This is a genomic window from Synechococcus sp. BA-124 BA4 (assembly GCF_034931165.1).
Genome location: NZ_JAYGIA010000121.1, coordinates 1 through 12,336, shown reverse-complemented (window position 1 = coordinate 12,336; position 12,336 = coordinate 1). Strand labels below are relative to the sequence as shown.

19 protein-coding genes are annotated in these 12,336 nt (G+C 66.7%); 12 read left to right on the top strand and 7 right to left on the bottom strand.

The genetic code is table 11. From position 1 onward, the window contains the following. A partial coding sequence (locus VB734_RS14425; RefSeq protein ID WP_323243605.1) for an FAD-binding domain-containing protein occupies positions 1 to 667 on the top strand: 667 nt, incomplete at its 5' end. On the opposite strand, the gene VB734_RS14420 is transcribed toward VB734_RS14425, so the two are convergent. Next, a complete protein-coding gene (locus VB734_RS14420) occupies positions 664 to 1,089 on the bottom strand; it encodes a type II toxin-antitoxin system VapC family toxin (protein ID WP_323243604.1) in 426 nt (141 codons plus the stop codon). The genes VB734_RS14425 and VB734_RS14420 overlap by 4 nt on opposite strands. Further along, positions 1,086 to 1,325, bottom strand: coding sequence for an AbrB/MazE/SpoVT family DNA-binding domain-containing protein (locus VB734_RS14415; protein ID WP_323243603.1), 240 nt, complete (start codon positions 1,323 to 1,325; stop codon positions 1,086 to 1,088). The genes VB734_RS14420 and VB734_RS14415 overlap by 4 nt, the downstream gene beginning before the upstream one ends. A 181-nt stretch (positions 1,326 to 1,506) precedes the next feature. Here VB734_RS14415 and VB734_RS14410 point away from each other — a divergent pair, with 181 nt between their 5' ends. The 3 genes from VB734_RS14410 to VB734_RS14400 all read left to right on the top strand — a co-directional run bounded on the left by VB734_RS14410 (position 1,507) and on the right by VB734_RS14400 (position 2,935). Further along, positions 1,507 to 2,184, top strand: coding sequence for a peroxiredoxin-like family protein (locus tag VB734_RS14410; RefSeq protein WP_323243608.1), 678 nt, complete (start codon positions 1,507 to 1,509; stop codon positions 2,182 to 2,184). 65 nt (positions 2,185 to 2,249) lie between these two features. Then, a complete protein-coding gene (locus tag VB734_RS14405) occupies positions 2,250 to 2,540 on the top strand; it encodes a type II toxin-antitoxin system Phd/YefM family antitoxin (protein WP_323243602.1) in 291 nt (96 codons plus the stop codon). Continuing rightward, positions 2,537 to 2,935 carry a type II toxin-antitoxin system VapC family toxin gene (locus VB734_RS14400; protein ID WP_323243601.1) on the top strand — a complete coding sequence of 133 codons (399 nt, stop codon included), beginning with the start codon at positions 2,537 to 2,539 and terminating at the stop codon, positions 2,933 to 2,935. The genes VB734_RS14405 and VB734_RS14400 overlap by 4 nt, the downstream gene beginning before the upstream one ends. A 33-nt stretch (positions 2,936 to 2,968) precedes the next feature. On the opposite strand, the gene VB734_RS14395 is transcribed toward VB734_RS14400, so the two are convergent. Continuing rightward, positions 2,969 to 3,505 (bottom strand): hypothetical protein, encoded by a 537-nt coding sequence (locus VB734_RS14395; RefSeq protein WP_323243600.1) that lies wholly within the window; start codon positions 3,503 to 3,505, stop codon positions 2,969 to 2,971. 224 nt (positions 3,506 to 3,729) lie between these two features. Between VB734_RS14395 and VB734_RS14390 the strand changes: the two genes are divergently transcribed. Genes VB734_RS14390 through VB734_RS14375 form a run of 4 tightly spaced genes read left to right on the top strand, consistent with a single transcriptional unit; the run spans position 3,730 to position 7,868 of the window. Then, a complete protein-coding gene (locus tag VB734_RS14390; RefSeq protein ID WP_323243599.1) occupies positions 3,730 to 5,268 on the top strand; it encodes a SulP family inorganic anion transporter in 1,539 nt (512 codons plus the stop codon). Between the two features lie 46 nt (positions 5,269 to 5,314). Then, a complete protein-coding gene (locus VB734_RS14385) occupies positions 5,315 to 5,959 on the top strand; it encodes a MerR family transcriptional regulator (protein WP_323243598.1) in 645 nt (214 codons plus the stop codon). Positions 5,960 to 5,992: 33 nt separating this feature from the next. After that, positions 5,993 to 7,249: a vWA domain-containing protein gene (locus VB734_RS14380; protein WP_323243597.1), complete on the top strand. Its 1,257-nt coding sequence runs from the start codon at positions 5,993 to 5,995 to the stop codon at positions 7,247 to 7,249. Next, entirely contained in the window at positions 7,236 to 7,868 is a 633-nt protein-coding gene (locus tag VB734_RS14375; RefSeq protein WP_323243596.1) for a metallophosphoesterase family protein, read from the top strand. Before VB734_RS14380 ends, VB734_RS14375 begins: the two co-directional genes overlap by 14 nt. A 132-nt stretch (positions 7,869 to 8,000) precedes the next feature. On the opposite strand, the gene VB734_RS14370 is transcribed toward VB734_RS14375, so the two are convergent. The 3 genes from VB734_RS14370 to VB734_RS14360 form a co-directional block, all read right to left on the bottom strand. After that, positions 8,001 to 8,426: a type II toxin-antitoxin system VapC family toxin gene (locus VB734_RS14370; RefSeq protein WP_323243595.1), complete on the bottom strand. Its 426-nt coding sequence runs from the start codon at positions 8,424 to 8,426 to the stop codon at positions 8,001 to 8,003. A gap of 3 nt (positions 8,427 to 8,429) precedes the next feature. After that, entirely contained in the window at positions 8,430 to 8,738 is a 309-nt protein-coding gene (locus tag VB734_RS14365) for a type II toxin-antitoxin system prevent-host-death family antitoxin (RefSeq protein WP_323243594.1), read from the bottom strand. A 132-nt stretch (positions 8,739 to 8,870) separates the two neighbouring features. Beyond that, positions 8,871 to 9,362, bottom strand: a complete 492-nt coding sequence (locus tag VB734_RS14360; protein WP_323243593.1) for a hypothetical protein — start codon at positions 9,360 to 9,362, stop codon at positions 8,871 to 8,873. Between the two features lie 83 nt (positions 9,363 to 9,445). Here VB734_RS14360 and vapB point away from each other — a divergent pair, with 83 nt between their 5' ends. The 3 genes from vapB (at position 9,446) to VB734_RS14345 (ending at position 11,679) form a co-directional block, all read left to right on the top strand. Beyond that, entirely contained in the window at positions 9,446 to 9,682 is a 237-nt protein-coding gene (gene vapB, locus VB734_RS14355; protein ID WP_323243592.1) for a type II toxin-antitoxin system VapB family antitoxin, read from the top strand. Positions 9,683 to 9,689: 7 nt separating this feature from the next. After that, positions 9,690 to 10,088 carry a type II toxin-antitoxin system tRNA(fMet)-specific endonuclease VapC gene (vapC, locus tag VB734_RS14350; protein ID WP_323243591.1) on the top strand — a complete coding sequence of 133 codons (399 nt, stop codon included), beginning with the start codon at positions 9,690 to 9,692 and terminating at the stop codon, positions 10,086 to 10,088. Between the two features lie 298 nt (positions 10,089 to 10,386). Then, positions 10,387 to 11,679: an EAL domain-containing protein gene (locus tag VB734_RS14345; RefSeq protein WP_323243590.1), complete on the top strand. Its 1,293-nt coding sequence runs from the start codon at positions 10,387 to 10,389 to the stop codon at positions 11,677 to 11,679. 39 nt (positions 11,680 to 11,718) lie between these two features. On the opposite strand, the gene VB734_RS14340 is transcribed toward VB734_RS14345, so the two are convergent. Next, positions 11,719 to 11,880, bottom strand: a complete 162-nt coding sequence (locus tag VB734_RS14340) for a leucine zipper domain-containing protein (RefSeq protein WP_323243607.1) — start codon at positions 11,878 to 11,880, stop codon at positions 11,719 to 11,721. A gap of 306 nt (positions 11,881 to 12,186) precedes the next feature. Between VB734_RS14340 and VB734_RS14335 the strand changes: the two genes are divergently transcribed. Next, on the top strand, positions 12,187 to 12,336 hold a 150-nt coding region (locus tag VB734_RS14335; protein ID WP_323243606.1), incomplete at its 3' end, for a DUF4236 domain-containing protein.

Sequence of the window (12,336 nt, the reverse complement as noted above, 5' to 3'; positions counted from 1 at the left end):
GGTTGCGGCCACCCTGGCCCACGCGGCGGCGCGGCAGCAGCGGGGCCAGCCGGTGCCGATCGCCTCGCTGGAGGGGTTTCTGCGCCAGGTGATCGGCTGGCGCGAGTTCGTGCGCGGCATCGACCGGGTGCACGGCGAGCGCCAGGCCGCCGCCAACTTCTGGAACCACCAGCGCCGGCTGGCCCCCTGCTGGGACGACGGCAGCAGCGGCCTGCCGCCCCTGGATGCGGCGATCGAACGGCTGAACCGGCTCGGTTACAACCACCACATCGAGCGGCTGATGGTGATCAGCAACCTGATGCTGCTCTGTGAGATCCACCCCGGCGAGGTGCACCGCTGGTTCATGGAGCGCTACCTGGATTCCTACGAATGGGTGATGGGCCCGAACGTATACGGCATGGGCCAGATGAGCGACGGCGGCCTGTTCGCCACCAAGCCCTACATCGGCGGCTCCAACTACATCCTCAAGATGGGCGACTACAAGAAGGGCCCCTGGTGCAAGATCTGGGACGGCCTCTACTGGCGCTTCATCGACCGCCACCGCGCCTTCTTCCAGGCCAATCCGCGCCTTTCGATGATGGTGCGACTGCTGGAGCGGATGGACCCCCAACGGCGCGCGGCGCTGGAGGTGGCCGCCGAGGCGTTCCTGGCGCGGGCCACCCGCTAAGGGGCCTTGGGAACGAAGGCACGAGGCGCCAGGTTGAGGTGTCGGATGCGCTGGGCGAAGCCCCGGTCGTCGAAGGTGGCGATCGCTTCGCAGGATCGGCAGCTGGCGTGGTGCAGGGCATCGGCGAAGTCGAGCCCGGCGCGCAGCCCGGCGACGGCCTGCTCCAGGGCCGGGCGATCTTCCGCGCTGAGGCCAGGGTGGGCCAGGAGATGGTCGAACACCAGCAGCACCTGCTCGGCCGCGAAGCCGTAGTACCCCCGCAGGACCCACTCCAGCTCCAGGGCCACGGTCTTGGGCAGGAACAGGGGTTGCCCCGACTCGATCAGAACCCGGGCCGCCTGGCGCTGGCGTTCGGTGGCGGCGTCGGCCCCGTTCTCTGCAACGAAGTACCTGGCCAGCACGTTGGTGTCGAGGCCGATCACGGCGTCAGGAGGCTGGCGGGATCGAAGTCCGCCGGCAGGGGCGGGCGAGGGCTCCTGAGCAGGCCGAAGCCGCTGGCCGGCAGCGGCTGCTCCGGCCTCCAGGGGCGCACTTCGATGTGATCACCCACCAGCTGGAAACTGACGCGACTGCCTCTGGCCAGTCCCAGTTGCTGACGCAGGGCTCTGGGGATGGTGACCTGCCCCTTGCTGGTGATTGAGCTGGTGGCGGCCCCCATGGACTCCATCGCAAGCGCCTCCGGGACGGGGTATTACCTGGTAAGGATAACGCGATCCATGCGGATGGATGAGCATGGTGGTGCTGTGAACCGCCCCTTGCCCGTGACCGCCTCCGCCGCTGCTGCCGCCCGGCCGCCCGCCCCCTCCGTGCTGCTGGAGCGTCTGGCGGAGGTGGAGGGCATGGGGCGCGGCCGGCGGCGGCTGGTGCTCCTGCTCAGCCAGCTGGGCGACTTCGACAGCATCGAGTACGCCCAGGCCCTGGTGCCGGTGCTGCCGCAGCTGGAGGCCGTCGGCATCGCCGTGCTGGCGATCGGGATCGGCGACGCGGCGGGGCGCGAGCGCTTCTGCGCCTTCACCGGCTTCCCGCCCGATCGGCTCCTGGTGGATGCCGCGCCGGATCTGCACCGGGACCTGGGGCTCTACGAGGGCCTGAAGCAGGCGGGCGGGCCCTGGCCGAACCTGCTGCTGATGTGCGCCGGCCTCGGTTCCCCCGGCACCCTGGCCGAGGTGCTGCGCGGCTACACCGGCGATCGCAGCGCCCCCCAGCGCATCGCCGACGACGAGACGATCCAGGCGGGGCCCCTGCCGCCGATCAAGGGGTCGTTCTTCGCCCGGGCCGGTGGCCGCGGCTTCCAGCGGCCCTTCGAGCTGGCCACCGTGCGGCTGCGCAACATGGCCGAGGTGCTGGGCCACTGGCGCACCTACGTCCCCCGCGACGACTTCCTCACCCAGCGCGGCGGCACCTACCTGCTGGAGGCCGACGACACCCTGCTGTACAGCCACCGCGACCGGGGCATCCTCGGCTTCTCAGCCACCATGGCCCGGCCGCTGAGCTTCCTGGAGCCGTATCTGGGCTGAGGCTGGGTGCCGCAGGTACAGACTTAGTCCATGACTAAACTAATCAAGACTCCTGAGCCGGCTCCGTGGAACGTCCAGCATCGGCACCCCGTCTGGTGAATGTGCACCAGGCCAAAACCCAGCTCTCGCGGTTGATCGATGACGCCCACGCCGGTGAGACCATCGTGCTGGCCAAGGCCGGCAAGCCCTGGGCAAGGTTGATGCCCCTGGAGGCGCCGGCTCCCCAGCGGCTCCCTGGTCGCCTGCGCCACCTGGGTCCCCTCAGCCGGCCCGACGCCCTGCTGGAGCCCATGGCGCCCGATCAGCTCGCCGACTGGGAAGCCAGCCCCCTGGTTCCAGAGTCAGCCCTGCCGTGACCAGCCCCTCCGCCTACCTGCTCGACAGCCATGCCCTGCTGTGGTGGTGGTTCGCTCCGGAGCGGCTTTCGGGTGCTGCCCTGGCCCTGCTGGTGGATCCCACCAGCCGGATCCTGGTGAGTGCTGCATCGGTCTGGGAACTCAGCCTTAAGCACCGTCAGGGCAAGCTGCCCGAGCTGGCTACAGCCATGGCTGATCTTCCTGGCCTGCTACAGGCCGATGGCTTCCTCCCCCTGCCGATCTCCCTGGCGCATGGCCTCAGGGCCGGCGGCTACAGCCAGCCCCACCGCGATCCCTTTGACCGGATGCTGGCGGCCCAGGCCGAACTGGAGCGGCTGGTGCTGATCACCGCTGATCCGCAGCTGTCCGGCTTCCCGTGCCAGACGTTCTGGTGAAAGGGGAGGCCAGCCAGAAGAGGCCAGCCAGGGCTAGAGCCCTTCCAGCAGGGGGCGCAGCGCCTCGGCCGGCCCGCGCTCGGGCTCGAACAGGGGGCCGTCGCCCTCGATGACCTGGCCGCCTGACAGGACGATCCGGAAGAGGGCGTCGCCCATCGAATCCACCACGATGCAGTGGCGGGCCCGCACCCTGACGATCGGCAGGAACCCGGCGAGCCACTCCATGGTGGCCCTGATGCGGCGGGCTTCCCGTCCGTTGTCGTCGTCGAAGCCGCCGTAGGCCAGCCGCAGGAACAGGCTGCACCAGGGCTCGCGGCGTTGGTAGTAGAAGGCGTGGCTGCTGATCCCATGGCCCCAGAAGCCCACGCAGAAGGTGCCGAGGGGAGCGGCGCTCAGAAAGGAATCGATCGTGCTCTGGAGCAGGTAGAGCGGCTCCGTTCCCCGGGCCGTGCCGAACAGGGTCTGCCCCTGCCAGTGCAGCGGCTGATCGGGAGGCAACAGGCTGAGGGGGAAGGGGCCACCGATCCGCTCGGCGTAGAAGGCGAGCAGGGTGTCAAGGGTGGGCTCCATCGACTCGGTGGGTGGCGGATTCCATCGTCCCCAGGGCGACCGGTTGTTGGGTCGATTTCCGTGCGAACGACCGGATTCAGAACCCCCATCGTCCGGGCTGGTACGGTCCTTCCCATGACGATCACCCCCCCGTAGGCCGCTCTTGCGGTATTCGCCGGTCTGCCGCTCCAGCCGCGGTCGACCTGCCGTGCTGATTCGGGCCTGTGTCGTCCACCTCCTTTCCCATGACCTTCTCCATCAAGGAGTGGTGGGGCCTGCCCCACCGCGACATCCTTTCGGGCCTGGTGGTGGCCTTCGCGATGATCCCGGAGGCGATCGCCTTTTCCGGCATTGCCGGGGTGGACCCCAGCGTTGGCCTGTTCGGAGCCTTCCTGCTGGCGGTGACCCTGGCAGTGGTGGGTGGCCGCACGGCGATGATCACCTCCGCCACCGGCTCCACCGCCCTGCTGATGACGGGCCTGGTGCAGCAGGGCGACGCCCTGGGGGAGGGGCTCGGCCTGCAGTACCTGCTGGCGGCGGGGCTGCTCACCGGCCTGTTCCAGATCGCCTGGGGCTACCTGCGGCTGGCCCACCAGATGCGCTTTGTGCCGCAGCCGGTGATGGCGGGGTTCGTGAATGCCCTGGCGATCCTGATCCTGCTGGCCCAGCTGCCCCAGCTGGGGCTCGATGTCTTTCACCCGGACAAGGTGGTGGTGCAGGCCGCCCAGCTGCCGGCGGTCTGGGCGCTGATGCTGGTCACCCTGGCGATCATCTACCTGCTGCCGCGCCTCACCAGGGCGGTGCCTTCGGCCCTGATCGCCATCCTGATCACCACCGGGATCTCGATCAGCCTCGGGCTTGATCTGCCCACGGTGGCGAGCCTGGGCAGCCTGCCTGCCGGTCTGCCCCAGTTCGCCCTGCCGCAGGTGCCCCTGAGCCTGGGCACCCTGGGCCTGATCCTGCCCACGGCGCTGGCGATCTCGCTGGTGGGGCTGATGGAGACCTTCCTGACCCAGGACATCCTCGACGACCTCACTGACCAGACCAGCCACAAGAACACCGAGGCGCGGGGCCAGGGGATCGGCAACATCGTCAGTTCCCTGTTCGGCGGCATGGCCGGCTGCGCCCTGGTGGGGCAGTCGGTGATGAACGTGGGCTACGGCGGGCGCACGCGGCTCTCGACGCTGACGTCGGGGGTGAGCCTGCTGGCGATGATCCTGTTGGCCCGGGACTGGGTCAACCAGATCCCGATGGCCACGCTGGTGGGCGTGATGGTGATGATCGCCATCAACACCGCCAACATCGGTTCGATCACGGGGATCCGGCGGATCCCCAAAAGCGACACCGCCGTGATGCTGCTTACCGTGGCGGTCACGGTGCTCACCCACAACCTGGCGATCGGCCTGCTTTCCGGGGTGGCCCTGGCCGGGATCCTGTTCAGCCGCAAGGTGGCCAAGGTGATCGCCGTCGAGAGCCACCTGATCGACGCGGGCCATCGGCTCTACACGGTGCGCGGCCAGCTGTTCTTCGTGAGCAGCATCTATTTCCGGGCCGGTTTCGAGGTCCACGAACACCCGGCCCGGGTGACGATCGACATGGCCGACGCCCACATCTGGGACCAGAGCGGCGTGAGCGCCCTCGACCAGGTGATCCGCCGGCTCAAGCTGGGCGGCAGCGTCGTGGAGGTGGTGCACCTCAACCGTGAAAGCACCGATCTGTTCGCCCGCATCGGCCAGGCCGAGGAAGCCGGTGGCGCTGGAGGGGCCCTGGGCCCAACGCACTGAACGGCCCCAGATTGACACCTGCACTGCAAGTGTGGATAATTAGGGAATGGTCAAGGTCTTCGCCCCAGCTGACGCTCTCTACGGCCTCGAGGAGCTCCTCCTCGTCGCCGGCAAGCTGCTGGACGAGGAGATCTCGCCGCGCACGGTGCGTCTCTATGCCACCCAGGGGTTGATCGATCGCCCCGGCAAGGAGGGGCGCAGTGCGGTGTACGGCCACCGGCACCTGTTGCAACTGGTGCTTGTGCGCGCCCTGGCCCGGCGCGGCCTCAGCCTCTCCGCCATTGCTCCCTTCTGCGTTCTGGCCGACGCCGAATTGGAGCAGCAGCTGGAGCAGCTCGATGGGGAGGGGGCGGCGGCCACCGCTCCCCCTGCTCAATCGGCCAACGAGGCCCTGCGGTACCTGCGGGATCTGCCCTCCACGGCTGACGACGTCGGTGATCCGGCCGACGGATCTCCGTCCTTCGCACGAAAAGCCACGCCCATGGGCTCCGTCCTTGGGATGCTCAACAAACCCCTGTCCTCCCGCTCCAGCGACAACGGCAGCCGCTGGCTGCGTTTCACCCTCGCCCCCGGCATCGAAGTCCACGTCCGCGACTCCGTTCTGCCTCCTCCTGCCGGCCCCCGGCGCCAGCAATGGCTCCAGCACCTTCTTGATCGCCTCAACGCCCTGCTCGACGACGCCTCCCGCTGAACCATTTCCCCCGTCCCACCGCTTTCCCCAACCATGACCCGTCCCACCCTGCGCTTCCGGCCCCTGCGGCCGGCGGTGGCTTCCGATCGCCCCTCGATCCTCGATCTGCTGCTCACGATCACCCCACCGCCGGCAGCCGCCGATGCCAGCCGGCGCGAGCGGCCGCCGCTCAACCTGGCCCTGGTGATCGACCGCTCCGGCTCGATGGGCGGCACCAAGTTCAGCTTCGCCCGCAAGGCGGCCCGCTTCCTGGCTGGGGAGCTCACCGGCCGCGATCGCCTCGCCATCGTCAGCTTCGACGATGAGGTGCAGATCGTCGTGCCCTCGCGGCCCGTGTCCGATCCCCAGCCCTTCATCGCCGCGATCAACACGATCCACAGCGGCGGCTGCACGGCCCTCTTCGATGGCTGGCGAGCCGGGGCCACCCAGGTGGCCGAACACCTGGATCCCGGTGCGATGAACCGGGTGCTGCTGCTCTCCGACGGCCAGGCCAACGAGGGTCTCACCAATCAGGAGCAGATCGCCGCCAAGGTGGCGGGCCTGACCCAGCGGGGCATCAGCACCAGTGCCTTCGGCCTGGGCGACGACTTCGACGAAGACCTGATGGGGGCGATGGCCGCGGCGGGGGACGGCACCCTGGCCCACATCGAAACCCCCAGCCAGCTGGCCGATCTCTACGCCTCCGAGCTCCAGGGGCTGACCAGCACCTTCGGGCGGCGGGTGAGTCTCGGGGTGCGCGGCAAGCACGGCGCTGCGGTGGTGGATCTGCTCAACGACCTCTCGCTTACTGATGCCGGCAACCACCAGTTGCCCAACCTGCGCGCCGGCCAGGAGCTCAACGTGGGTCTGCGGCTGGAGCTGCCCGCCTGGGTTCCGAATCAGGAGATCCTCAGCGTGCGGCTGGCCTGGGAGGCCCCCGGTAGCGGCGACCGCCAGAGCCTGATCGAACACCTGCAGTTGCCGGTGATGGAAAGCGAGGAGCTCAAGCAGCTGGAGTCCGATGACGCGGTGGCCGAACAGCTGGCGCTGCTGCGGGCCAACCGGGAACGCCGGCACGTGATCGCCGATCTGGATCGAGGGGATGTCATCAGCGCCAGCGCCAGCCTGGGCAAGCTGTTCGGCGACCTGTCGGCGATGCCCGCCACTCCGAGGCTCGCGAGGGAGCTCGACCTGCTCAGCGAGAAGCTCGCCTTGCTCAAGAGCGACCCCAAGCGCAGCCGCAAGAACCTCCGCCGGGAGTCGCAGCGCTCCAGCCTCAATGTGTGGGAGAGCGACGATGAACAGACCTGAGGTGGTGGCGATCGGGGATGTGCATGGCTGCGCCTCCCTGCTGGAGCAGGAACTCACCCCGCACTTTGATTCAGGTGCCGAGCTGATCTTCCTTGGGGACCTGATCGATCGGGCCCCGGAGCCCGATGGTGATCGGAAGGTGCTCGAGCGGGTGTGGCAGCTGCAGGAGAACCCCGGCGCTTACGGGCTGGCCGCGGTGACGGTGCTGCGGGGCAACCACGAGCAGATGCTGCTGAAGGCGATGTCACCGAGAGCGCCGGATGAGGACGTGGAGTTGTGGCTGTGCAACGGCGCCAACCCCGACCTCCTGCCCCTGGCCCGCGAACGCCAGGCCTGGTTCGAGCAGCTGCCGTACACGGCGGTCCGCGGCCGCTATCTGTTCGTCCATGCGGGCGTGCGCCCCGACATCCGCCTGGAGCACCAGGCCACAGACGATCTGATCTGGATCAGGCGGCCGTTTCTGAGCCGGCCCCATGGGTTGCCCTACACCGTGGTGCATGGGCATACGTTCCGGCATGACTTCAAGGTGACGCGGTTGCCGCATCGGATCGGGATTGATACGGGGGCTTATTTGAGTGGGGTGTTGACTGGTCTGGCCTTAAGTCCAGGCGGGAGATGAATCTGGCCGTCCATAACCCCAGGTGGGCCTTGGTGGCGTCGTGAAGGTTGCGGATGATCTGTTCGGGGTTCTCGTCAGGGATGGATGTTGATTCGATACTGTCTGTCTCGCTTGGTGCCATCGGTGCGTTGGTCAGGCCAGCACCTTCAGCTGGAGCAGTTGGGCCGCTTGATTGAGTCGATGGTCAAAGCAGGCGAAGGTGAGCGGCAAGGAGAGCTGCTCCTGAAGGCTGTGGGCCGCAGCCAGCTGGACACTGTCGGAACCCCTCAATGCGAAGACCTCGGCATAAAAGCCAGCCTTCTCGACAAGGGGCTGGTTCACATCGGCGATGGCAAAATCTGACCAGGCTTTCTCTAAGGCGCTTTTGGCTTGGGCAAGCATGGTCTGATTGGCGCCTTTGATACGGCTGCGCTGGGCGAACGCCGCCATCGATTCAGCCCAGGTGATGCGGCAAACGGATAGATCATCACAGTGATCGTGGGCCATGACCATCCTGTCGCTGCCGTCCTCCTCGATAAAGAGCTTGAGCAGCGCTGAGGTATCGCAGTACAGGATCACGATTCAGCCACGCCCCTCGATCACGATGTCGCTGATCAGGGGGCCGTCGTCGTTCAACGTCACCGGCGGGGGAAGCACAGGTTTCTTGCCGCTCCAGGAGATGACTCCGGCATCGATGGCCTTCTGCAGCGGGTGTGGCGGGGACGATCCATCGGGTTGTTGCACCGCTGTGATGCGGGCAATGGGCTTGCGGTGGGAGGTCGCTTCCACCACCTCACCGGCCTGGGCCCGTGCCAGCCATGCGGAGAGGTGGGTCTTGAGCTCACGCACCGACACCTGACTTGCGACCACATCGGCCATGGCTGTGTCCATCGCTGCGACCACATTAGGCCTGATGTCACGGCTCATGCCCCTGCTCCGGATCGGGTGCGGTGCAGCGAACGCCCCAGACCAGGCCGAGCACATGCATGGCGCGTGCGGCAGAGCTCCCGCTGGGCCGGATGGTCAGTTCGCCTTGAGGGGTCCCAACAGCTCAGCCAGATAGCTGGAAAGGCGGAACCCGGCCGGATGGGAATAGATGATGTCGGCGATCTTCCAGCTGCCGTCGGGGCCGCGCACCAGCTGATAGCGCAGGTTCTGCGGCGCCTCAATGGGGCGGTGCAGGCCTGCCTGCACCGCCACCCTGGCCTCCAGCCCTCCGCCGGGGGCGAGGCTGCAGCCCAGCACCTTGGCGCCAAAGGTCCCCACCTGGGTGCCGCTGAACAGATCGAAGTCGACAAAACGGCCGCTGTTCGGATCGAGCGCATAGGCACGCCGCAGCTTCTGGTACAGGCCATCGGTGAAGCGGTTTTTCTGGCTCCTGATCTCGATCGGACCGCTCAGGTCCTGCCGCGCCACCTGCCAGCGGTAGAGGCCATCCAGCTGGGCCTTCACGGGAGCAGGGCAAGGGGCGATTGCCACCGCCGCCAGCAGCGGCATCAGCTGGGGCAGGGGCATGACGGCGTGCTGGCGTTGCTGGGAATCCTGGCAGCGGCGGGCGTCAACCCGGGATAGACTCTCTGTATATCCAAGCGGGGTCGATGCGGGCTGTCACCAAGCTGTTTCTGAGCAACCGCAGCCAGGCGGTGCGCATCCCCGCCCATCTGCGGCTTCCCGACTCCGTCACGGAGGTGGAGGTGCGAGCTTGCGGCCAGGAGCGGATCATCGCGCCACTTGGCCGCAGCTGGGACAGCTTCTTCCTCGGCGGCTCCAGCGTGCCTGACGACTTCCTGGCGCAGCGGGCTTCCCAGGAGCAAGGCGAACGCGAGCCCTTCTGATTCGCCGATGCTGCGTTACCTGCTGGATACCAATATCTGCATCTATGTGATCAAACGACGGCCGGAGTCGTTGCTGGAGCGGTTCAACCGCAACGCCAGCCATCTGGCGATGTCGTCGATCACTTTGGCTGAGTTGATGCACGGCGCCGAGATAAGTTCCGATCCGCCGCGCTCTCTGGCCGTGGTGGAAAACTTCTGCAGTCGCCTGGAGGTGCTGGCTTATGGGCCCAAGGCGGCCCAGCACTACGGCCAGATCCGCGCTGCCCTCGAGTGCAGGGGCACGCCCATCGGTGTGAATGATCTCCACATCGCCGCCCATGCCCGCAGCGAGGGCCTCACCCTGGTGAGCAACAACCTGCGCGAGTTCGAGCGGGTGGACGGGCTGCTGTATGAGAACTGGGTCTGAACCTTCGGGGCAGTTCCAGCCAGCCCCGCAGGGCCAGATCCAGCTCGATCAGCAGCTGGGGCTCCAGTTGCCCCATCACCTTGCCCAGGGAGCTGAGCGGCACCGTGAACAGCTTGTCGACCATCAGCTGGGAGGGCTTCCCGGGGAACCGTGGCCTCCATCTCATCCAAGAAGCGCTGGCGACGCGTCCTCTTCTTGGCGTGAATGTGCCCGTGGTCCGAAAAGCCCAGCTGGAGGGGGACGGCCTTCCGTTCCAGCCTCAGTGTTGAATCTGGGTTGATCTTAGTACGCTTTTCAGATGTTCCCTAGGGTTCAATGCTGCTGGCTCGCTAGAAATGTATTCCGCTGTCTTTCACGCTCAATGGTTCGCGCTGAACTTATGGAGCCCACGAGGGAGGCCTCTGCGATCCTCCCATCGAATCAGCTAGCCATACACTTTCAACCCATCGTCTCCCTGAAGCAAACCTCCGTGGTGGGCCTGGAGGCCCTCGCGCGCCCGGCGCTCATGGGTGTCGGACAGAAGTTCGCCAAGGCCCGCAAGGCCGGGAAGCTGCTGGAGCTGGATCGCCGCTGCCGCATCCGGGCCATGGAGGCCTACCGGGATCTCAACTTGCCCCGGTCCCTACGCCCCTTTCTGTTTCTCAACTTTGAAACGTCATTGATCGACGAGGGAGTGGAAGGCTCGGGAGCCTTGCTCGAGGCCACCGAGGCCACGGGTCTGGAACCCAGCGACATCGTGATCGAGCTCAACGAAACCAAGGTTCAGGACACGATGACCCTGAAACGCTTCGTGGAGCGCCATCGTGAATTGGGTTTCCTGATCGCCATTGACGACTTGGGATCCGGCCACAGCAACCTGCCACGCATCGCCGAATTGCGGCCCCACATCATCAAGCTCGACCGCAGCCTCATCGCCGGAGTCGACCGCGACTTTGTCAAGCAGGAAATGATGAAGTCGCTGATCTTACTTGGAAAGACCATCGGCACTCTGGTGCTGGCTGAAGGGGTGGAAACCAAGGCAGAACTGGACACCTGCGCCGCCCTCGGAGCAGAGTTCTTCCAGGGCTATCACTTTGCGCGCCCCAAGCCAGCGGCCGACCTGCACCTGGCGGCCCTGCACCCCGTGCTGATGGAAGCCGCCCGCCGGCAACGGGGCAAAGCCGTGGCCGCCATCCAGGCCCGCCAGATGGAGGGCCTCGATCTGATCAATCTGGCCCGCGCAGGGTGTGAAGGCCTACGTCACATCCCTACCCAACTGCTCGACGGCGCCCTTGCCAACTGGGTAGGCACCAACACCATGATCGAAGCGGCCTACGTGCTCGATAGCGACGGACTGCAGATCAGCAACACGCACCTGGGCCAGGGTCTCCCCCCGTCGAGGAACCGCCTGTTCACACCCGCCACGCGGGGCACCGACCACGCCAACAAGGAGTATTTCTTCAGCCTGATTGACACGGGTCTCCATCAGCACATCACCGACACCTACATCAGCCTGGCCACCGGCCAGCGCTGCCGCACCGTGGCCACGAGGTTAGAGCACGCCAGCGGCGCTGCCTTCGTGCTCTGTATTGATCAGCGCCTCAAATCCTGATCTGATCGCCAGAAATCCACCAGTCCACGGCTTGCTGATTCAACGGTCGACTCCAGAGCGCGAGGCCGCGATCGAGCGGTACCGGGCCAGCCACTTGCAGGCGCAGCGCAGGCTGATCCCGGCTTGTGCCGCAAGGGTCTTGAGCTGCACGCCCTCATTGAGAGGCCGACGAATCAGGCGTTCCCGACTGATCGGCGTCAGACGGGCCAGTGGGAGGCGACCTCACACCCCATCGTCAGCCGAACAACCTGCTGAGACAGAACAGCTAGCCCGCAAGGTCATGTCCTTCTGGCAGCCATTGTCGAGACCCATGGGGTGGAATCGGGATCTGTTTATGCGAACGAACAGCCAGCCTCCGGCCATGCTCCGGTCTTCGACGTCTGGTGGCAAGAGTTTGAACGAGCCGTGGTTGCCTTGGGGGGCCCATACAACCGAATCACCTCATCACGGACATTCGACAACCGCCACGATCACCCGACCTCCTTCCCTCCGATCGGCTCCACACCCATGCCCTTCCGCTTCCGCCGCAGCGCCCGCCTCGGCCCCCTGCGGCTCAACTTCGGCAAGAGCGGCCTCAGCTCCATCTCCCTGGGGGGCCGCGGGGCGTCCTTCAACATCCCAGTCGCCCGCGCCGGTGGCCCCCGCACCACCGTGGGG